Source organism: Photobacterium arenosum (genome assembly GCF_014841115.1).
GTDB lineage: Bacteria > Pseudomonadota > Gammaproteobacteria > Enterobacterales > Vibrionaceae > Photobacterium > Photobacterium arenosum.
In genome coordinates this window covers 34,326-55,034 of the sequence record NZ_JACYTP010000006.1, presented here as the reverse complement: position 1 = coordinate 55,034, position 20,709 = coordinate 34,326, and the positions used below count along the sequence as shown (strand labels likewise).

Genomic DNA, 20,709 nt, shown 5'->3' with positions numbered 1-20,709 from the left:
CGTTAAAATACTACAAAAAAATAAACCGACCAGGCATAACGTTACCCTTCCGCTCTCAGGCGTTTTTATAATCGTCTTGTTGCAGTGCCCGGTCGAGATCACATAGGATATCATCAATTTATTCTCTGCAACCACTGGAAGCATAAATATTCCATGATGAACAGTGAGCAATTACTTATCTTGTGACGCTCGTCCAATTATGTAGACTGCGCGCAGTGCACAAAGTTTCAATCAAATTGATTCACAGCACTCATATAGACCTTAGTTGAAAGGAAGAAAGTTATGCTGTCTAAATTATGGACAAAAAAACAGGCCACCTGCCGGCGGCCTGTTTGATGTTGCGAAGAGGTGAAGTATTAACCCGTATTACGCATACCGGCGGAAATGCCGGCAATGGTGACCATCAGGGCTTCTTCCAGAATCGGCGATTCGCTCTCCAGCTGGCGGGTACGGTGCAGTAACTCCGCCTGCAGCATGTTGAGTGGCTCAACATACACATTGCGCAGCCGGATAGATTCTGCCCCCCAGGGATCCTGCTCCATCAGGTGATCGCTGTTCTCCACGTTGAGAACCACCTTGATATCCTGTTGCAGTTGATTGCGAAGTTCCTGTCCCAGCGGCCATAAACTCTTATCGGTCAGCCGCTGATCATAGTATTCGGCAATCTGGATATTGGTTTTGCTGTATACCATTTCCAGCATACCTAGTCGCGTTGAGAAGAATGGCCATTCACGGCACATTTCTTCCAGCAGCTCAGAATGGCCCTGATCGATGACATGCTGAATTGCTTTACCGGCACCCAGCCAGGCTGGCAGCAGCAGACGGTTCTGACTCCAGGCGAAAATCCACGGGATGGCGCGTAAGCTTTCTACGCCGCCCTGAGGATTCCGCTTGGACGGGCGAGAACCCAGTGGCAGTTTACCCAGCTCCATTTCAGGTGTGGCGGCGCGGAAATAAGGCACGAAGGAATCATGGCCGCGGACCACCGAGCGATAGGCTTCGCAGGAGACATCTGACAGCACGTCCATCACATCACGCCACTGCTGTTTAGGCGCCGGCGGCGGCAGCAGGTTGGCTTCCAGAATGGCACTGGCGTACAGGTTCAGGCTGTTGACGGCCACATCAGGCAGACCCAGTTTAAAGCGGATCATCTCGCCTTGTTCGGTCACCCGCAGACCACCTTTGAGGCTGCGTGGAGGCTGAGACAGCAGGGCCGCGTGCGCGGGTGCGCCGCCACGACCAATACTGCCGCCACGACCGTGGAACAGGGTCAGTTCAACACCTGCGTTATCACACACATTGACCAGGGCTTCCATCGCGCGGTATTGCGCCCAGCCTGCCGCGGTGACACCGGCATCTTTGGCTGAGTCGGAATAGCCGATCATCACCATTTGATGATTCTGGATGAAACCACGATACCAGTCGATGCTCATCAGCTGGGTGATCACAGACTCCGCATTATTGAGGTCATCCAGAGTTTCAAACAGCGGGCAGACATCCAGACGGAAGGTGCAGCCGGATTCTTTCAGCAGCAAATGGACCGCCAGTACATCCGAGGCGGTACGGGCCATGGAAATTACATAGGCCCCCAGTGCCTGGCGCGGCTGTTCAGCCATGACACGGCAGGTATCCAGCACTTCCTGTACCGCTTCCGATGGCTGCCAGCTACGTGGCAGCAGGGGACGATTTGACGCCAGCTCACGAACCAGGAAGGCCACTTTGTCCTGCTCGCTCCACTGATCGTAGTCGCCCAGCCCCAGATAGCGGGTCAGTTCAGAAATGACATTCGAATGGCGTGTGCTTTCCTGACGGATATCCAGGCGCACCAGGTGGACGCCGAAGCATTGAATACGGCGCAGGGTATCAAGCAGTAACCCATCGGCAATGATAGACATGCCACACTCATGCAGTGAGCGGTAACAGGCGTGCAGCGGTTGCCACAGCTGATTTATGTCTTCCAGGATGGCCACTTTCGGCACGCTGTCGCTGCCTTTGATCTGAGCATCCAGCACATCGCGGGTCTGGGTCAGTAAAGTCCGCAGGCCTTTGATGATCTCACGATAAGGTTCGTGGGCACCATTGGCCAGTTCGCGCACTTCGCTGTTGCACTCGACCATAGAGAGCTCGCTGACCAGCTCCTGGACATCATTGAGATACAGGTCGGCGGCTTTCCAGCGCGACAGCAGTAAGACTTCGCGGGTAATTTCGGCTGTCACAAACGGGTTACCGTCACGGTCGCCGCCCATCCAGGACGAGAACTTGACCGGTGCCGCGTCCAGCGGCAGGCTTTCGCCAAGGTGCTGGTGCAGTTTCTCATCAAACTGACGCAGAAACTCCGGTACTGCCTGCCACAGTGAATTTTCAACCACGGCAAATCCCCACTTGGCTTCGTCAAGCGGGCTGGGACGTTGTTTACGGATCACATCGGAATGCCAGGCCTGAGCGATCAGTTGCTCCAGGCGGCGCTCGGCTTTCTGGCGCTCACTGTGGGACAGTTCGCTCAGCTCGAGTTTGGACAGGCATTTGTTGATTTGCACCAGCTTGTGAATCATGGTGCGACGCGCAATTTCGGTCGGGTGGGCTGTCAGCACCAGTTCGATATTCAAATCGCGGACCGCTTGCAAGGAGTCGAGCTCGCCGATCTTTTCATCTTTAAGCTTGGCGAACAGCGAGTCCATTTCATCCGGATTACACACCAGCTCCTCGCAATGGCGAGAAATCGTATGATACTGCTCGGCGATGTTGGTCAGGTTGAGGAACTGACTGAACGCGTGAGTCACAGGCAGCAACTGATCGTCCGGCAGGTTCTGCAACTCTGTGATCAGTTTTTCCCGGTCATCGCTGTTGCCGGCGCAGGCCGACTTAGACAGTTTCCGAATGGTTTCTACTTTCTCCAGCAGTTCGCTGCCATGGGCGTCCTTGATTGTATTACCCAGCAAGTGACCAAGCATACTGACATTGCTTTTTAACGCACTGTACTTTTCGTTCATATCGCATCCATATCGTAATTTTGTTACATCCAATCGCCAAGGCGTAGCCAACAATCTAGCCTTCATTGGGGCGAAAGGTCAATAAGTGCACCCTTTTTAGACCAAAATCCCACCAGTTTATCCTGCATAAGGGCGTTACGTGTCTCATTCCTGTAATTTACTTTCTTTATCTTTACAGCTCTAGCGTGCGCTTTAACACTGGTGTTGCGCCAGCAAAGGCATTTTTTCTTCTGCTTCACTTGACACAAAAGGCAGGAAAAGGTAAATATAAAAATTCATTATAAGTGAATAAAAATATTCTCTGCTGCTGTGGGGTTCGCTCGAACCTTTCTCGCCAGAGAATCAGGTTTCACAACCCTTTTATCCGAATGACCAGAGGCCATCAGTAGTAGTATGAACCAGGCGATGAATTACAAGCAGTATTCCTTCCGACGACGCTAAGTCTCTATCGCCTGGTGCCTCTGGCACCTTTCTATTGCGCCTGCCGGCGCCACACGCTAATCACAGTAATCATATTTTCTTGATAGTGAATTTCACAACGATGACAACGGGATCCAATATGTTGAACACATCTATCATCGGTGCCAGCGGTTATACCGGCGCAGAGCTGGCCGCTATGGTCCATAAACACCCCCATCTGCAATTGGCCGGACTTTATGTGTCTGAAAACAGTCTGGACGCTAATAAGGCGATCAGTGAGCTGCATGGCCAGTTGCGCGGGCAGATTGACCTGCCACTGCAACCTTTGACGGATGTGGCCGCGGTGGCACAGGCTTCCGATATTGTGCTGTTGGCAACGGCGCATGAAGTCAGCCATGACCTGGCCCCTGTTTTCCTGGCGGCTGGTTGTCAGGTATTTGACCTGTCCGGTGCTTTTCGGGTGAAGGGCGATGAATTTTATACTCAGTATTACGGCTTTGCGCATCAGCACGCGAACTGGCTGGATGCGGCTGTGTACGGTCTGGCGGAGTGGAATGCTGAATCGATAGCCACAGCCCAGCTGGTGGCCGTGCCCGGCTGTTATCCGACCGCGTCGCAACTGGCCCTGAAACCGCTGCTGGCAGCGGGACTGCTCGATACCCAGCAATGGCCTGTGATCAATGCGGTCAGCGGTGTGTCAGGTGCTGGCCGTAAAGCCAGCATGACCAACAGTTTTTGCGAAGTCAGCCTGATGGCATACGGTGTCTTTACTCACCGTCATCAGCCGGAAATTGCCGCGCACCTGGGCACTGATGTCATCTTTACCCCGCATCTAGGCAATTTCAAGCGGGGCATTCTGGCCACTATTACTGCCAAACTGGCACCAGGGGTGACCCCGGAAGCGGTGACCGAAGCGATGGAAGCGGCCTATAACCAGCCGGGTAATCAGGCGGTGCGTCTGCTGGGCAACAACGCAGCACGTTTGCAGGATGTCGTTAATACTTGCTTTTGTGATATTGGCTGGAAAGTGCAGGGGCAGCATGTGATTCTCACGTCGGCTATCGACAACTTATTAAAAGGCGCATCGTCTCAGGCGATGCAATGCATAAATATTCGTAATGGTTTTGCGCCATTGACTGCGCTGGCTGGTTAAGTCTGGCTGTTAGAGGAGAACCGGGATGGAACAGTCGCCGTTAGTAATCAAATTGGGTGGAGCAGTGCTGTCGTGCACCGACACGCTGGAAAAAGTATTTGGTGCCATCAATGCCTATCAGGCCAAGGCCAACCGGCCTTTGGTGCTGGTCCATGGCGGCGGCTATCTGGTCGATGACCTGATGAAAAAACTGAATCTTCCGACGGTTAAAAAGCAGGGGCTACGTGTAACTCCTGCTGACCAAATTGGCGTGATTGCCGGCGCATTGGCGGGCACGGCCAATAAAATGCTGCAGGGCCAGGCCATCAAATCCGGCGTGAAAGCGGTGGGATTAAGCCTGGCAGACGGTGGTCTGTGTCAGGTCACTGAGCTGGACCCTGAGCTGGGTGCAGTCGGCAAAGCCGCACCGGGAAACAGCCACTTAGTGTCCGGCATCATAGCGGCAGGTTATCTGCCGATTGTCAGCTCGATTGGCCTGACGGCTGACGGTGAGCTGATGAATGTTAATGCCGATCAGGCGGCGGTGGCGGTGGCCGCGGCGCTGGATGCCGAGCTGGTGCTGCTGTCGGATGTCAGTGGCGTGCTGGATGGCAAAGGGCATCTGATTGCCTCGTTGAGCGAGCCTCAGGCAGATGCGCTGATCCAGCAGGCCGTGATTACCGACGGCATGATTGTCAAAGTCAAAGCGGCATTTGAGGCAGCCAAAGGGCTGGGACGTGCAGTGGAAATTGCTGGCTGGCGCTACCCGGAACAATTGGTGAATCTGTTTGACGGTGAACAAATCGGCACCCGATTTGTGCTCTGAACCAGCAGAATTGAGTACAAACGCTGGCGGTAACCCGGCGTTTGGATATAAAAATTACCCTTATTTTGTTTGATGTTTCAAACAGTAAAGACTGATATCGCCTGAACGGGTAGACCGTCGAGCAGGCAACAAAGGAGAGTAACAATGAGCAAGGTGAACAAAGTAGTATTGGCTTATTCCGGCGGTCTGGACACTTCGGCCATCATTCCATGGCTGAAAGAGAACTATGACTGTGAAGTGATCGCCTTCGTGGCCGATGTGGGCCAGGGAGAAGAGGAACTGGTCGGCATTGAAGAGAAAGCCCTGGCGTCAGGTGCATCGGCTTGTTATATCGCCGATCTGAAAGAAGAGATGGTCAAAGACTATATCTATCCAAGCCTGAAAACCGGTGCTGTCTATGAAGGGAAATACCTGCTGGGTACCTCAATGGCCCGTCCGATTATCGCCAAAGCCCAGGTGGAATGTGCGCTGGAAGTGGGCGCCGATGCCCTGTGCCACGGTTGTACCGGTAAAGGCAACGATCAGGTGCGTTTTGAAAGTGCCTATGCGGCCCTGGCACCACAACTGACTGTGATTGCCCCGTGGCGTGAATGGGATCTGCGCAGCCGTGAAGCCCTGCTGGATTATCTGGCCGAGCGTAAGATTCCAACCACGGCAACGCTGGAAAAAATCTATTCCCGTGACGCGAATGCCTGGCACATTTCAACCGAAGGCGGCGTACTGGAAAACACCTGGAACCAGTCTAATGAGCTGTGCTGGGTGTGGACCAAAGATCCGGAAGATGCGCCGAATACCCCGGAAGAAGTGTCTGTACTGATCGAAAAAGGCGAAATTGTGGCGGTAGACGGCAAAGCCATGTCGCCGTATGAAGCTCTGGTGTACCTGAACAAGAAAGGTGCCGAGCACGGTGTCGGCCGTATCGATATCGTCGAGAACCGTCTGGTCGGTATCAAATCCCGTGGCTGTTATGAGACGCCGGGAGGCACCATCATGATGGAAGCCCTGCGTGCCGTTGAACAACTGGTACTGGACAAAGAATCGTTTGAATTCCGTGAAAGCATCGGCCTGAAAGCCTCGCACCTGATTTACGATGGCCGTTGGTTCACGCCTCTGTGCCGTTCGCTGCTGGCTGCCGCGGATGAGCTGGCGCAGGACGTCAATGGCGAAGTGGTGCTGAAACTGTACAAAGGTCAGGTGACTGCTGTTCAGAAACGTTCGCCGAACAGCCTGTACTCGGAAGAGTTCGCTACCTTCGGAGAAGACGAAGTGTACGACCACAGCCATGCGGGTGGTTTTATCCGCCTGTACTCGCTGGCAAGCCGTATCCGTGCCCTGAACGAACAGAAAAAATAATCTAACTAGCGTAAAGCGCATTACTAATAAGACATGTGAGCAAGTCGGTCGTACAGCAAAGGAGAAGTACCATGGCACTATGGGGCGGACGTTTTAGTCAGGCAGCAGATACTCGGTTCAAGCAGTTCAACGATTCCCTGCGTTTTGATTACCGCCTGGCGGAGCAAGACATCGTTGGCTCGGTGGCCTGGTCAAAAGCACTGCGTCAGGTCGGGGTACTGACCGAAGAGGAGCAGCAGAAGCTGGAGCTGGCACTCAATGAGCTTAAGCTGGCTGTGATGGAGGATCCGCAACAGATCCTCCAGTCTGACGCCGAAGACATCCACAGCTGGGTTGAGCAGCAGCTTATCCACCGAGTGGGGGATTTGGGCAAAAAGCTGCACACCGGCCGTTCACGTAACGATCAGGTGGCGACCGATCTCAAGCTGTGGTGCCGTCAGCAGGGACACCAGTTACTCATGATGCTGGATCACCTGCAAAGCCAACTGACCGCAGTGGCCCGTGAGCATCAGGCTACTGTGCTGCCGGGATACACTCACCTGCAGCGTGCCCAGCCGGTAACGTTTGCCCACTGGTGTCTGGCTTATGTGGAAATGTTCGAGCGTGACCATTCACGTCTGAGTGATGCGCTGCACCGGTTAGATACCTGCCCGTTAGGATCCGGTGCACTGGCCGGTACGGCTTACCCGATTGACAGGGAAGCCCTGGCTCACAGTCTGGGTTTCCACCGCGCCACCCGCAACAGCCTGGATTCTGTGTCTGACCGTGATCATGTGATGGAGCTGCTGTCGACGGCGTCGATTTCTATGCTGCATTTGTCCCGTTTGGCGGAAGACATGATTTTTTATAACTCGGGCGAGTCCAACTTTATTGAGCTGGCCGATACTGTCACCTCAGGTTCTTCCCTGATGCCGCAAAAAAAGAATCCGGATGCGCTGGAGCTGATCCGCGGCAAGTGCGGCCGGGTCTACGGTTCACTGGCGGGCATGATGATGACGGTCAAAGCGCTGCCGCTGGCGTACAACAAAGACATGCAGGAAGACAAAGAAGGCTTGTTCGACGCACTCGACACCTGGCACGAATGCATGGAAATGGCTGCGTTGTGTTTTGACGGTATCAAGGTCAACAAAGACCGCACCTTAGAAGCGGCAATGCAGGGCTATTCGAATGCTACTGAACTGGCCGATTACCTGGTGGCCAAAGGCATTCCGTTCCGCGAAGCACACCATATCGTTGGCGTGGCTGTGGTGGCGGCTATCGAGAAAGGCTGTGCACTGGAAGAATTGTCGCTGGAGGAGATGCAAGCCTTCTCGCCTGTGATTGCCGAGGATGTGTATCCGATCCTGACGATTGAATCCTGTCTGGAGAAACGCTGTGCCCTGGGCGGCGTGGCGCCCAATCAGGTCGATCACGCCATTTCGCAGACGGAAAAACGCTTGTCGAAACGCCATGCGCCGGGTGTGAAAGTGCGTGGTGCACGCCTGACCGATCTGGACGCCATTGAAGGTATGGTGGCGTACTGGGCCGGACTGGGAGAGAACCTGCCTCGTCCGCGGAACGAACTGGTACGTGATATCGGCTCATTTGCGGTGGCAGAAACTCAGGGCGTGGTCACAGGCTGTGCATCGCTTTATGTCTATGACTCAGGTCTGGCGGAAATCCGCTCGCTGGGTATTGAGGCCGGTTGGCAGCATCAGGGGCAGGGTAAGGCACTGATACAGCATTTGCTGGAAAAAGCCAGCCAGATGGCCATCAAGCGGGTGTTTGTGCTGACGCGTGTGCCTGAATTTTTCATGAAGCAGGAGTTTATTCCGACCTCAAAATCGCTGCTGCCAGAGAAAGTCATGAAAGATTGCGATATGTGTCCGCGTCAGCATGCCTGTGACGAGGTGGCACTGGAAGTCAGATTGGATCAGCAGCATGTGATTCCGAGCGTCAACGTCGCCTGATAAGCACACTGCAACTGTGAGTGAATAACAAAGCGCCGGTTATCCGGCGCTTTTTTGTCACCCCTAAACTACCGACTATGGCGGTGGTGATTGTTTCCCGTCAATGTTATTGGGGTTGCATTAACAGCCGGGGCCGCAGTCCATGCAGTGTTTGATCATTTCAGGTCCCAGATGCAGTTTGGCGTTGAGATCACGCAGTGCGGTACGGACACCTTCCTCGATCACCGGATGGTAGAAGGGCATATCCAGCATTTGTGCCACTGTCATTTTGCTCTGGTGTGCCCAGGCCAGTAAGTGCGCCAAATGCTCAGCATTTGGCCCTATCATCTCTGCCCCCAGAAAACGGCCTGTGCCATGTTCGCCGTAAAGGTTCAGTATGCCTTTGTTACGCAGCATCACCCGCGAACGGCCTTGATTCTCGAACGAGACAGTACCTACCTCAAAGCAGCCACAGTTACCGAGCCGCTCGGTAATCTCGCGGCGACTTTCCCCCACCATGGCAATTTGCGGCTCGGTGAACACCACGGAAATTTTCGAGCGACGCAGTCCGGCGCGAATATCCGGGAAGCGGCCGGCGTTGTCACCGGCGATCCGGCCCTGATCGGCTGCTTCGTGCAGCAGAGGCAGCTGGTTGCTGGCATCACCGGCAATGAAAATCGACGCCACTGAGGTTTGCAGGGTGAAATGATCGGCGATCGGTACGCCGCGCTCATCCAGTTCCACACTGGTGTTGTCAAGCGCCAGTTTGTCGGTGTTCGGGCGACGGCCGGTTGCGGCCAGCACATAGTCAAACATCTGAGTTTCCAGCTCGCCCGATTTGCTGAGGAATTGAATCTCAACCCTGTCGCCAACACGTTTCATGCTTTCGACTTTGACATCGGCATCCAGGTACAGCTCGTCATTGAAGGCGGTATTGGCATATGACATGACCTCATCGTCTGTCAGCGGGCCAACCTGGCCGCCGAGACCGAAGATCTTGACCTTAACCCCGAGGCGATGTAGCGCCTGACCCAGCTCCAGTCCGATCACACCCGGACCGAACACGGCAACCGAAGCCGGCAAATCGTCCCAGTTAAAGACATCATCGTTAATCACCAGGCGATCACCCAGCTCATGCCATGCGCCCGGATAGGCAGGTCGGGAGCCGGTGGCAATCACAATCCGCTGGGCTTCAATGCGGGTGTGGCCGTCGACCTCAAGCGTTGTGTCATCGATAAATCGGGCGTAGCCGCTGATTTTGTCTTCTGCAGCAATCTCATCGACGCTCTCCAGCACGAAGCCGACGAAGCGGTCACGCTCACGTTTGACACGGTCCATGACTTCGCGGCCGTTGATCTGAATCTCGCCTTGTGGATGAACACCAAAGGCGGGGGCTTTTTCAATGTTGTGGACGCTTTCGGCCGCCGCAATCAGCAACTTTGAGGGCATGCAACCCACACGGGCACAAGTGGTGCCGTATGGGCCACCTTCTATCATGACCACGCTGTCTGTGTGCGCTTTGGCTGCGCGGTAAGCGCCCAGACCAGCCGTTCCACCACCAATGATGGCCACATCCACGGTTAAGGTTTTCATCTTTTCTCTCCAACGACATTCAGTTCAAGGGTGTGCAATACCGGCAGGGCGCTTAGCCCTGCCTTGGGGCATGGATTAGCCCAGGTAGGCTTCCAGCTCTTCGCTGCCACCGATGTGCTTGCCACCAATAAAGACCTGAGGCACAGTGCTACGACCAGAGACAGCGCGCAGGCTTACCGTGGTGGCATCTTTACCCAGAATCACCTCTTCAAACTGAAGACCCTTGTCGATCAGGTTTTGTTTCGCCTTGGCACAGAAAGGACAGCCAGGTTTAGTGAAAACGGTGACCGACTCCTGCAGTTTATGATCAGGGGCGATGTAGTTCAGCATAGTATCAGCGTCAGAAACATTGAACGGGTCGCCCGGCTCGTCGTTCTCGATAAACATTTTTGTGACAACGCCGTTTTTCACCAGCATGCTGTAGCGCCATGAACGGTCACCGAAGCCCAGATCGTTTTTCTTCACCAGCATCCCCATGCCTTGCGTGAATTCTCCGTTGCCGTCCGGGATGAAAGTAATGTTGTCTGCATCCTGATCGGTTTTCCAGGCATTCATCACAAAGGTATCGTTGACTGAGACACACAGGATGTCATCCACACCGTGCGCAGCAAAGACGGAAGCCAGCTCGTTGTAACGCGGCAGGTGGCTTGACGAACAGGTCGGCGTGAACGCTCCCGGCAGGCTGAACACGACAACGGTTTTGTTGCTGAACAGCTCATCGGTTGTGACGTCAACCCACTGATCGCCCTGGCGGGTACGGAAAGTAACCTGTGGAATCGCGTGACCTTCTTTTGATGTAAACATGTTGTTCTCCTGATAGATGTTTTAATTTCAATATTTTGTGGAACGTTTTTGTCTTGTTCCTGTTGATGGAGCTAGTATGCGAAATTTGGATTGATAGCTCTAATCGTTTGCTGTTATCTTATTAATCGTTAATTTCTATTAAATGAAATGGGAACCGATTGATGAATATCCGAGACCTCGAATATCTGGTGGCTCTGTCTGAGCACCGTCATTTTCGTAAAGCGGCAGAGGCGTGCTTTGTCAGTCAACCGACCCTGAGCGGCCAGATCCGTAAGCTGGAAACCGAGTTAGGGGTGTCTTTGCTGGAGCGGACCAGCCGCAAGGTGCTGTTTACGGATGTCGGGCTCAGTCTGGTGACTCAGGCGAGAAAGGTGCTGCACGAGGTCAAGGTACTGGCAGAGATGGCCAGTCAGCAGGGGGAAAGTATGGCCGGCCCGCTGCATGTCGGCTTTATTCCCACGGTCGGCCCTTATTTATTACCCCTGATTATTCCAGCACTTAAAGCGGCTTTTCCCCAGTTAGAGCTGTATCTGCATGAAGCGCAGACTCAGGTGCTGGTGCAGCAACTAGAAGAAGGCAAACTGGACTGCATCATTCTGGCTGCTGTAAAAGAAAGTGAGCATTTCAAAGAGCTGTCTCTTTACCATGAACCTATGGTGTTGGCGGTGCCAGAGGGGCATCCCTGGGCCGATAAAAGTGAGCTGCCAATGCAGGAGCTGAATGGCCATACTCTGCTGATGCTGGGGGATGGGCACTGCCTGCGCGATCAGGCGATGGGGTTTTGCTTTGCTGCCGGTGCGAAGGAAGACGGCAGTTTCAAGGCGACGAGCCTGGAAACCCTGCGCAATATGGTGGCGGCCGGCAGTGGTATTACCTTGCTGCCTAAGCTGGCAACGCCTCACACGGCCAAGCGGGATGGCGTGTGCTATCTGAAAGCCTGCGATCCTGAACCGAGCCGTTTGATTACACTGGCCTACCGTCCCGGCTCGCCGCTTAAAGGGCGCTATGAGCAGTTGGCAGAGCAGATCAGGCGCAGTATCAGTCTGCACCTGGACAGCTGAGATAAAACAAGCGCGCCCAGGGGCGCGCTTGTTTTTCCTTATTCAGAATCCGTGTTCAGCACAGTGGATCAGAACAGTTCGTCCGAGCTGTCGGATTCAAAAAGGCCGCCGTCGCTGCCCCCTTCACCGACATAATCTTTCGGTTCACTTCCCTGAATGAAGTACTCGAACATAGAGGTAAAGTCATTTTTCTTGGTCAGCTTGCCCGTGTCACGGTCGATACGCACCTGAACAATGTTGGGCGGTAACTGCTTGCGTTGTTCCGGCACATCCTGCAGCGCCTGCTCCATGAAGCCAATCCAGGCGGGTTGCGCCGTTTTGGCGCCAGCTTCTGCACCGGCCGTTTGATCATCAGTAATGTTAGGGTTAGTGCTGGTGCGGCCCAGCTCGCGGCTGTGATTATCAAAGCCGACCCAGGCGGTGGCAACGATACCCGGCCCGAACCCTGTATACCAGGCATCTTTGGAATCGTTGGTGGTGCCGGTTTTCCCCCCGATATCACGGCGTTTCAGTACCTGACCCCGCCAGCCTGTGCCGTTCCAGCCGCTGCCGTGGCGCCAGTCACCGCCACCCCAGATATTGCTTTCCAGCATTTCACGGACCAGAAAAGCGTTCTGCTCGGTGACAACTTGTGGCGCGATACGAATCGGTTGCTGGTCGGCCTCAGTGGCACTGCCCGTTGGGCCCAGCTCTTCTTCACTGATGGCGATGTCATGCATCACAGCGCGGCTGGCCACCACATGGTTACCGGCCAGCTGTTCTTTTCGCTGGCAATCATCATTACAGACAACATTCGGATGGGCCTGATACACCAGGTTGCCGTAGGCATCTTCTACCCGTTCGATGAAATAAGGCTCAACAAAATAGCCGCCATTGGCAAACACAGAGAAACCCTGCACCATTTCCAGCGGAGTCAGGCTGCCGGCACCCAGAGCAATGGCTTCTGCCCGGGGGATATCTTTACGCTTGAAACCAAAGCGGGTCAGGTAGCTTATGGTGTCATCCAGCCCGACATCCTGCAGGACGCGGACCGCCATGACGTTTTTCGACTGCGCCAGACCGATACGCAGGCGGGTAGGGCCATTGTATGTCGGCGGTGAATTTTTCGGACGCCAGGCGGTGCCCATGCTTTTATCCCAGCTGTTCACTGGTGCATCGTTGATCAGGGTCGCCAGTGTCATGCCAGAGTTGAGGCCGGCTGAATAGATGAACGGCTTGATGCTCGAACCTACCTGGCGGATAGACTGGGTGGCGCGGTTAAATTTGCTGTGTACGAAGTTAAACCCGCCCACCATAGCCTGTACGGCACCATTGTATGGCGAAATGGCGACAAAGGCAGTGTTGGCATCGGGCACTTGGCTCAGCACCCAGCTCTCGCCTTTGTGCTGCACCCAGATTTGCTGGCCGGGTGCCAGGATCTCAGTGGCTGTTTTCGGTGCCGGGCCCTGGCTGGAGTCGGTAATGAAGCGACGCGCCCATTTCATGCCGTCCCAATCCAGATTCTGATGCTGGCCGCTACGCAGGATGACCTCCGCATTTTTCTGACCGACCTTAACTACCACGGCAGGTTCCAGTTCACCGTAGCTTGGCTGTTTGGCCAGATGATCCAGAACCATCTGCTCATCCCACACCGCCTGTTCCGGCATCCACAGGGTGGCTACCGCACCACGGAAGCCATGGCGCTGGTCATAATCCATCAGGTTTTGTATGGCGGCATGTTGCGCCGCCCGCTGCAGTTTGGGGTTGACAGTGGTGAAGACTTTCATACCGGAGGTATAGGCATCTTCACCGTAACGATCCAGCATCCAGGCTCTGGCGCGCTCGGCAAAGTAAGGGGCATTCAGCGCAATTTCCGCACCGTGATACCGGGCTACGATTGGCTCTGCTTTGGCCTGTTCGAATTCGGTCCGGGTGATGTAGCCTTCATCCAGCATACGGCTCAATACCACATTGCGGCGTGTGGTTGCCCGATCCAGCGAGTAGATAGGGTTCATGGTGGAAGGCGCTTTCGGCAGGCCGCCAATGATGGCGATTTCGCTCAGCGTCAGCTGGCTGACATCTTTACCAAAATAGACCTGTGCCGCTGCACCAACACCGTACGCCCGGTAACCCAGGTAAATTTTGTTCAGGTACAGTTCCAGGATTTCATCTTTGCTCAGCAGCTGTTCAATGTGAACGGCGATGAAGATCTCTTTGATTTTACGCATGATTTTTTTCTCATTGCTGAGGAAAAAGTTACGCGCAAGCTGCTGGGTAATGGTACTGGCGCCTTGCTTGGCCGATCCTGAGGTCGCCACCACAAAGGCCGCACGGGCGATGCCGATAGGGTCAATGCCGGGGTGGTCATAATAGCGGCTGTCTTCGGTTGCGATCACCGCGTTGATCATCTGCTGAGGTATTTGATCCAGAGTCAGCGGGATGCGGCGTTTTTCACCAAACTGGGAAATCAGTTCGCCGTCAGCACTGTAGACCTGCATAGGTGTTTGTAACTCAACGTTTTTAAGCGTTGCGACATCAGGGAGATTCGGTTTCAGATAAAGGTAGAAACCAAAAATCGTGCTGACTCCAAGAATGATGCAAATGATTGCAAAAATAAATAATCGCTTTATGAACTTCACTTGAGAATTCCCGTTACACCTTCGTTAGGCCATCCGCGCTATTTCAGTCAGTAGTATAAAGATAACTCAAATAAATTTAACGCCGTCAGAGGTGTTTATTCGAATAATTTTGCCTTGTCTTTACCAGGGGAGCATACCACGCCATGTTGCACAAGCCAGTCTGGACCGGGATAGATATCGGCCACCATAGTGTAAAGGCGGTCGTGCTTAAGCAAAATAAAGGGCGGCTTGCGTTATTGCATTACGCTGAAGTCGTTTTGTCTCCTGCAGAACTTGCCGGGACGTCCCCCGGTGGCGGGTTCCATCACAATAGCCTTTCCGGACCTATCTTGTTGTCAGCCTTGCGTAAAATACGGACTCTGCTTCCAAAGCGTTCTGTTCGCACTGTGCTGTCACTGCCGGACAGTGAGGTGGTGCAGCGGGAACTTACGCTCGAACAACGCTGGGGACAGGATATCGGAAGCGAACTGGCAAAGATACTGGCGGATACCTTGTCGATGGAGCCGGAGGCACTGAGCCTGGACTATTATCCATCCCCGACTCCCGGGCAGGAGGCGGCGGACAGCGGATTGCGCTTTCAGGTCTTTGCGGCCAAAACTCATCTAGTAGAAGCAAGAACCCAGAGTGTGCGTGAGGCGGGTTTTGAACCTGAGATCATGGAATTGCAGGCACGTGCACTCTTGTGGCTGCTGGAATATTGTCACCGGCAGGCAATCACGGCTATGGGAGCGAATCCTGCGCTGGTTTGTTTGGGAGCTGAGGAAGCGGATCTGGCCGCTGGTTTCTCGCACAACCTGCCGCTGCATCGTACCTTTTTGCTGAGCCGGTCTGGTAATGCGCCCTCACCGGAACTGATCCGGCAACTGCAACATTATCATTCCCTGTCGCCGTTAACCGGGCTGTGGCTGACGGGCCGATCATTGTCTGACAAGGAACTGGCTTTGTGGCAGCAAGCGTGTGGATTGCCAGTTGCTTTTTTGACCCCCGGGCAGGTGTTTCCTTTATGGCACAACTCGACGGCGGTGGCTGTGCCGCTGGATACCGTCTGGGCCAGAGCGGCGGCTTTGGCGGTCAGAGGGGCGCTGACATGTTGATCCCGGTCAATCTCTTGCCCTGGCGTGAAGCGCAGCGTATCGCGCATGCCCGCCGGTTTTGGTACTGCCTGGCGGCGACAGTGGTGCTGGCGGTGTTGAGCATGGGGAGTTTGCGATTTTATTACGGGGAACGGACGGCGCGCCAGACAAGCAGTAACGATCGCATTCAGCAGCAAATACTCGCGCTGGCGCCCGATCTTGCCAAACTGGCTGATTATCAGCGTCAGCATCAGATGTACCAGTCTCGCTTGGCGGCGGTTAGCCGCTGGCATCATGCGCGTTTTCCCTTGATTCACCTGCTTAATCATTTGCCTGATCTCCTGCCGCTGTCCGCCGGGCTGGAGAGGCTGACACTGAAAGATAATGCCATAGTGCTGGCCGGTCAGACCCGGCAACTGGCGGCGTTGCCGGACTTTCTGGCCCGGATCGAGCGCCAGGAGTGGGTGAGCCGCAGCCAGCTGCATTCTGTGCAACGCGATAACTCGGCGGGATCTGGTGAGCCGCTCACAGCCGGCGACGGAGCCTTTCAGCGATTTTCCGTCACTATGACTCTAGTGTCGCCGCTATTGGGGGATGTTCATGACTGACTGGCGGGATCTGACACTGGAGTCGATGCCCGGCTGGCCACTGCGTTATCAGTTGGTTGCCTGTCTGGGGCTGCTGGGGATGCTAAGTCTGGTGTTTTGGCATTGGAGTATTAAAGCGGTGATCCAGCAAGAGTACGAGCTGCAAGAGCAAGCCCGGTCACTGAGGACGCAGCTTGCCTGGCAACGCACACAGGCGGAGTTATTGCCTGAGTGGTCGGCGCGGACAGATAAGATGATGGCCCTGTACCGGCAGCAATCTGCCCGGCTGCCAGATAAATCAGCCTGGCCGCAAGTACTGGCGGAAATTGAAATACTCAGTGTGGATGCCGACGTAGCCTTGCAGCATCTCCGCTGGGGGAAAAGCGAAAATCACCAGTGGTACAGTGTGCAGCCTTTGCACTTTGAATGGCGGGGCGACTATGACTCGTCAGGGACATTGTTAGCCGGGCTGGCATCCATGCGCTGGCTGCTGGTGGTCAATGAGCTGACAATGCAGTCTGTCGACGGGCAATCAACTGAGCTGCGGGTCACTGGAAGTGCGCACCTGTACCAGATAGCTGTGCCGTCCGGAGACACGATTCTGACTGATGAGCAGAGACTGGAGATGCACCAATGATCACTTTTTTCCTCCGCCATTTATTCCTCCGCCCCTTTTTTTACCGTCTCTTTCTTTATCGCATGGGCAGCTTTGCTTTGCTGTTAGTGGCTGTGCCCGTCACAGGGTTCAGTCTGGCAGAGGCGCCTGAATATAACGTCAGTCCGCTTGGTTCTCCGTTTCAGCGCTTTGAGGCGACTGAGGCCGAACCTGTAGCGTGCCAAGCATCGGCAAGCGACATGCTGGTTAAGGGGCTGATGATGAAGGGCAGCGTCAAGGATGAGTACGGATGGGCGGCGCTGCTGAGTGCTGAGGACGGGCGGCTGTTCAAAGCCAGGCCAGATCAGGTTATCGGGCCCAGAGTCAGAGTACTCAGCGTGGATGCCGGGCAAACCGGATTAATTTTACAGACCCGCGGTGTGCCCGGTTGCCCTGTTGTGACTCATCACATTCTTCATCTGTCTCGGCGGGGTGGGCGGTTGATTGCGCCAGAAAACCCCTCCTGACTCCAGTCTGAGCAGAATTATTCAGGAAAGAAAAACATGCATACTTTTTGTGCACTGTTCATGCTGACATACTGCATGATCTCTGTGCTTGGCACTGCCTCGGCAATGGCAGGGTCTGAGGGACTATCTTCTGCGAATGGGAAGCGATTGTCGCTTAATTTTCAGGATGTCCCAGTACGCCAGTTATTACAGGTGATGGCTGAACACCAGCAGCATAACTTGGTGGTTTCCGATGAAGTGCAGGGCAATATTACCCTGAATCTCAAAGATGTGCTCTGGTCTCAGGCGCTGGATATTGTGTTGCAGATGAAAGGACTGGCCTATCAGCGGCACGGCAATATTATGGTGGTGGCGCCAAGAGCGGCAATGGCTGCTCAGGAGCCGCAGGCTATCCGTCAACCCTTGCAGGACGGGGAACTTAAAACCGAAGTGGTTCTTATCCGTTACGCTAAAGCCACGGATTTAGCGGACATGCTGGCAGGTAAACCCGGCCAATCGGGGTTGCTGACCGAGTATGGTGCTTTGCATGTGGATGACAGAACGAACGCTCTGGTTGTCAAGGAAGTGGCTGACAGCATGGAGACCCTGCTTGCTATCATTGACGCCTTGGATAAACCGGTCAAGCAGGTGCAGATAGAAGCGCGCATTGTCAGTATGAATGAGAAGGATATCACGGATCTTGGCGTACGTTGGGGGATGTTAGATACCAGTGGCAGCGTGACGCTCGGGGGTTCCATTGAAGGAAACCTGGCGGCGCTGGGGGCTGATAACCTTAAACCGGATGTCAGTGATTATCTCAATGTGAACCTTGGCGCTCAGGCTGGCGCTGCCAGAATGGCCTTTCAGGTGGCAAGGTGGGGGGATCAACTGCTGGATCTGGAATTGTCGGCCCTGCAGGCTGAGGAGAAAGCAGAAATCATTTCCAGCCCCCGACTGGTCACAACGAACAAAAAAATGGCCTATATTGAGCAGGGGACAGAGATTCCCTATCTCGAAGCCTCGTCAAGTGGCGCGGTGTCTGTTTCCTTCAAGAAAGCGGTGCTGAGCCTGATGGTGACGCCGCAGATCACCCCGGATGACAAGCTGGTGCTGGATCTTGAAGTCACACAGAATAAGCCCGGCGAGACGGTGATGGCAGGCACAGGAGAAGCGGTGGCGATTGATACCCAGCGGATTGGCACCCAGGTGCTGGTGGACAATGGCGAGACCATAGTCCTGGGCGGCATTTTCCAGCACCAGTTCAGTCAGGCCGTGCGTAAAGTTCCCTTGCTGGGGGACATCCCCTTAGTGGGCAGTCTGTTCAGGCAAGAGCTTGAACGTGATACCAGACGTGAATTATTAATTTTCGTGACCCCGAAAATCCTCCGATAGTGAGGCCAGGCGCAGGCGCAGGGGGTGTTTATTTTGCTGAGATTAGACGCTTGACTGAGACTGGCTATTGCCAAACAGCAGTGAGTCCTGAGATAATTTTCGGTCTTATCACGAATGAAATGTGAGGAAGTTGGCGCCTCAGGCTTGTAAATCAATAGCCTGTGGGCGGTTTTGTCTATTTTTTAATCGCGCGTATATTTGCTAAACATGGCTGAAAAACGAAATATTTTCTTGGTAGGACCAATGGGGGCCGGTAAGAGCACCATTGGCAGACACCTTGCACAGCAGTTACATATGGAGTTTCTTGACTCAGATACTGTGATCGAAGAGCGTACCGGCGCCGACATCAGCTGGGTCTTCGACGTAGAAGGCGAGGAAGGCTTCCGTGCCCGTGAAGAAGCGGTCATCGACGATCTTACCCAGGAGCAAGGCATAGTCCTGGCGACCGGGGGAGGCTCGGTGAAAAGCAAAGAGAGCCGAAACCGTCTGTCAGCTCGTGGTATCGTGGTGTATCTGGAAACCACCATTGAGAAACAGCTGGCACGTACTCAGCGTGACAAGAAGCGCCCTCTGCTGCAAACCGACAAACCTCGTGAAGTGCTTGAAGCGCTTGCAGAAGAGCGTAATCCATTGTATGAAGAAGTAGCGGATTACACAGTACGTACCGACGACCAGAGTGCTAAGGTCGTTGCTAATCAAATTATCAAAATGCTGGAAGAGCGTTAACGACGGAGAAACAACGAGTCATGGAGCGGATTACAGTCAGTCTGGGTGAGAGAAGTTACGATATTTCAATTGGCACCGGATTACTGTCTGATCCGGACTATTTCACCTCTGTGACTGGTCGACGGGTTGTTATCGTCAGTAATGACACTGTCGCCCCTCTTTATGCCGACACACTGCAGGCCACGCTCAGTCCACTGGCAAAGGACGTGGCCCTGCTCAACCTCCCTGACGGCGAGCAGTACAAAACCCTCGATACTTTTAATCAAATCATGACATTTCTGCTGGAAGGCAGTTACGGCCGCGACGTGGTGCTGGTAGCACTGGGCGGTGGCGTGATTGGCGATGTCGTGGGCTTTGCCGCTGCCTGTTTCCAGCGTGGGGTGGGTTTTATTCAGGTTCCGACCACCCTGCTGGCGCAGGTGGACTCATCGGTCGGCGGTAAAACGGCCGTCAATCACCCTTTGGGTAAAAACATGGTCGGGGCATTTTATCAGCCTCAGGCGGTGATCATTGACACTGACTGTCTGAAAAGCCTGCCTGCCCGCGAGTTTGCTGCCGGTATGGCGGAAGTGATCAAATACGGCATTATCGTTGATCAGGATTTCTTCCAATGGCTGGAACAACATCTGGATCAATTGCGTGCGCTGGATGCCAAAGCACTGAGTCAGGCGATTGCCCGATGCTGCCAGATCAAAGCGGATGTGGTTGCTGCTGACGAGAAAGAGTCAGGTGTGCGCGCGCTGCTGAATCTAGGTCACACTTTTGGTCATGCGATTGAAGCTGAGATGGGGTATGGTAATTGGCTTCACGGTGAAGCTGTTGCTGCCGGTACGGTACAAGCAGCACAAACGGCTTGTCTGTTAGGTTTGATGACATCAGCAGAAGCGGAAAAAATCCGTTCATTGCTGGTGCAAGCTGACCTGCCGGTCGTTGCACCGGAAACTATGAACTTTGACCATTATATCAAGCACATGATGCGGGATAAGAAAGTGTTGTCAGGTAAGCTCAGGCTGGTATTACCGACTGGAATTGGTCGTGCTGAGGTCGTTTCTGATGTACCGAATGATATCCTGCGTCAGGTGATAGAACCCTGATGTTGTAATAA

The 20,709-nt window shown here is 54.2% G+C and carries 16 protein-coding genes; 12 read left to right on the top strand and 4 right to left on the bottom strand.

Features of this window, described 5'->3' with window-relative positions:
• Positions 1 to 356: 356 nt before the first annotated feature.
• Positions 357 to 2,990: a phosphoenolpyruvate carboxylase gene (gene ppc / locus IFO68_RS11135; protein ID WP_192015949.1), complete on the bottom strand. Its 2,634-nt coding sequence runs from the start codon at positions 2,988 to 2,990 to the stop codon at positions 357 to 359.
• A gap of 559 nt (positions 2,991 to 3,549) precedes the next feature.
• On the opposite strand from ppc, the gene argC reads away from it, so the two are divergent.
• From argC to argH, 4 genes are all read left to right on the top strand, one after another.
• Positions 3,550 to 4,563 (top strand): N-acetyl-gamma-glutamyl-phosphate reductase, encoded by a 1,014-nt coding sequence (gene argC / locus IFO68_RS11130; RefSeq protein ID WP_192015948.1) that lies wholly within the window; start codon positions 3,550 to 3,552, stop codon positions 4,561 to 4,563.
• Between the two features lie 25 nt (positions 4,564 to 4,588).
• Positions 4,589 to 5,368: an acetylglutamate kinase gene (argB, locus tag IFO68_RS11125; protein ID WP_046220340.1), complete on the top strand. Its 780-nt coding sequence runs from the start codon at positions 4,589 to 4,591 to the stop codon at positions 5,366 to 5,368.
• 144 nt (positions 5,369 to 5,512) lie between these two features.
• A complete protein-coding gene (locus IFO68_RS11120; protein ID WP_192015947.1) occupies positions 5,513 to 6,721 on the top strand; it encodes an argininosuccinate synthase in 1,209 nt (402 codons plus the stop codon).
• A 71-nt stretch (positions 6,722 to 6,792) separates the two neighbouring features.
• Positions 6,793 to 8,670 carry an argininosuccinate lyase gene (gene argH / locus IFO68_RS11115; RefSeq protein WP_192015946.1) on the top strand — a complete coding sequence of 626 codons (1,878 nt, stop codon included), beginning with the start codon at positions 6,793 to 6,795 and terminating at the stop codon, positions 8,668 to 8,670.
• A gap of 120 nt (positions 8,671 to 8,790) precedes the next feature.
• Here argH and IFO68_RS11110 read toward each other — a convergent pair whose 3' ends face one another.
• On the bottom strand, positions 8,791 to 10,242 hold the full coding sequence (locus tag IFO68_RS11110) for a dihydrolipoyl dehydrogenase (protein WP_192015945.1): 1,452 nt from the start codon (positions 10,240 to 10,242) through the stop codon (positions 8,791 to 8,793).
• Between the two features lie 75 nt (positions 10,243 to 10,317).
• Positions 10,318 to 11,046, bottom strand: coding sequence for a glutathione peroxidase (locus tag IFO68_RS11105; protein WP_192015944.1), 729 nt, complete (start codon positions 11,044 to 11,046; stop codon positions 10,318 to 10,320).
• A gap of 161 nt (positions 11,047 to 11,207) precedes the next feature.
• Between IFO68_RS11105 and oxyR the strand changes: the two genes are divergently transcribed.
• Positions 11,208 to 12,107: a DNA-binding transcriptional regulator OxyR gene (oxyR, locus tag IFO68_RS11100; RefSeq protein WP_027250629.1), complete on the top strand. Its 900-nt coding sequence runs from the start codon at positions 11,208 to 11,210 to the stop codon at positions 12,105 to 12,107.
• Between the two features lie 68 nt (positions 12,108 to 12,175).
• Here oxyR and IFO68_RS11095 read toward each other — a convergent pair whose 3' ends face one another.
• Entirely contained in the window at positions 12,176 to 14,725 is a 2,550-nt protein-coding gene (locus IFO68_RS11095) for a penicillin-binding protein 1A (RefSeq protein WP_192015943.1), read from the bottom strand.
• Positions 14,726 to 14,868: 143 nt separating this feature from the next.
• On the opposite strand from IFO68_RS11095, the gene pilM reads away from it, so the two are divergent.
• The 7 genes from pilM (at position 14,869) to aroB (ending at position 20,698) form a co-directional block, all read left to right on the top strand.
• Positions 14,869 to 15,819: a type IV pilus biogenesis protein PilM gene (gene pilM, locus IFO68_RS11090; protein ID WP_192015942.1), complete on the top strand. Its 951-nt coding sequence runs from the start codon at positions 14,869 to 14,871 to the stop codon at positions 15,817 to 15,819.
• Positions 15,729 to 16,406 (top strand): PilN domain-containing protein, encoded by a 678-nt coding sequence (locus IFO68_RS11085; RefSeq protein WP_192015941.1) that lies wholly within the window; start codon positions 15,729 to 15,731, stop codon positions 16,404 to 16,406. The genes pilM and IFO68_RS11085 overlap by 91 nt, the downstream gene beginning before the upstream one ends.
• Complete coding sequence (locus IFO68_RS11080) at positions 16,399 to 17,022, top strand: type IV pilus inner membrane component PilO (RefSeq protein ID WP_192015940.1); 624 nt, start codon at positions 16,399 to 16,401, stop codon at positions 17,020 to 17,022. The genes IFO68_RS11085 and IFO68_RS11080 overlap by 8 nt, the downstream gene beginning before the upstream one ends.
• Complete coding sequence (locus tag IFO68_RS11075; RefSeq protein WP_192015939.1) at positions 17,019 to 17,507, top strand: hypothetical protein; 489 nt, start codon at positions 17,019 to 17,021, stop codon at positions 17,505 to 17,507. The genes IFO68_RS11080 and IFO68_RS11075 overlap by 4 nt, the downstream gene beginning before the upstream one ends.
• 36 nt (positions 17,508 to 17,543) lie before the next feature.
• Positions 17,544 to 18,878 carry a type IV pilus secretin PilQ gene (locus IFO68_RS11070; protein ID WP_192015938.1) on the top strand — a complete coding sequence of 445 codons (1,335 nt, stop codon included), beginning with the start codon at positions 17,544 to 17,546 and terminating at the stop codon, positions 18,876 to 18,878.
• A gap of 207 nt (positions 18,879 to 19,085) precedes the next feature.
• Positions 19,086 to 19,604, top strand: coding sequence for a shikimate kinase AroK (gene aroK / locus IFO68_RS11065; protein WP_027250635.1), 519 nt, complete (start codon positions 19,086 to 19,088; stop codon positions 19,602 to 19,604).
• A 20-nt stretch (positions 19,605 to 19,624) separates the two neighbouring features.
• The gene (gene aroB / locus IFO68_RS11060; protein ID WP_192015937.1) at positions 19,625 to 20,698 is read left to right on the top strand and encodes a 3-dehydroquinate synthase; all 1,074 of its coding nucleotides are present in this window, start codon (positions 19,625 to 19,627) and stop codon (positions 20,696 to 20,698) included.
• The last annotated feature ends 11 nt before the right edge of the window (positions 20,699 to 20,709 follow it).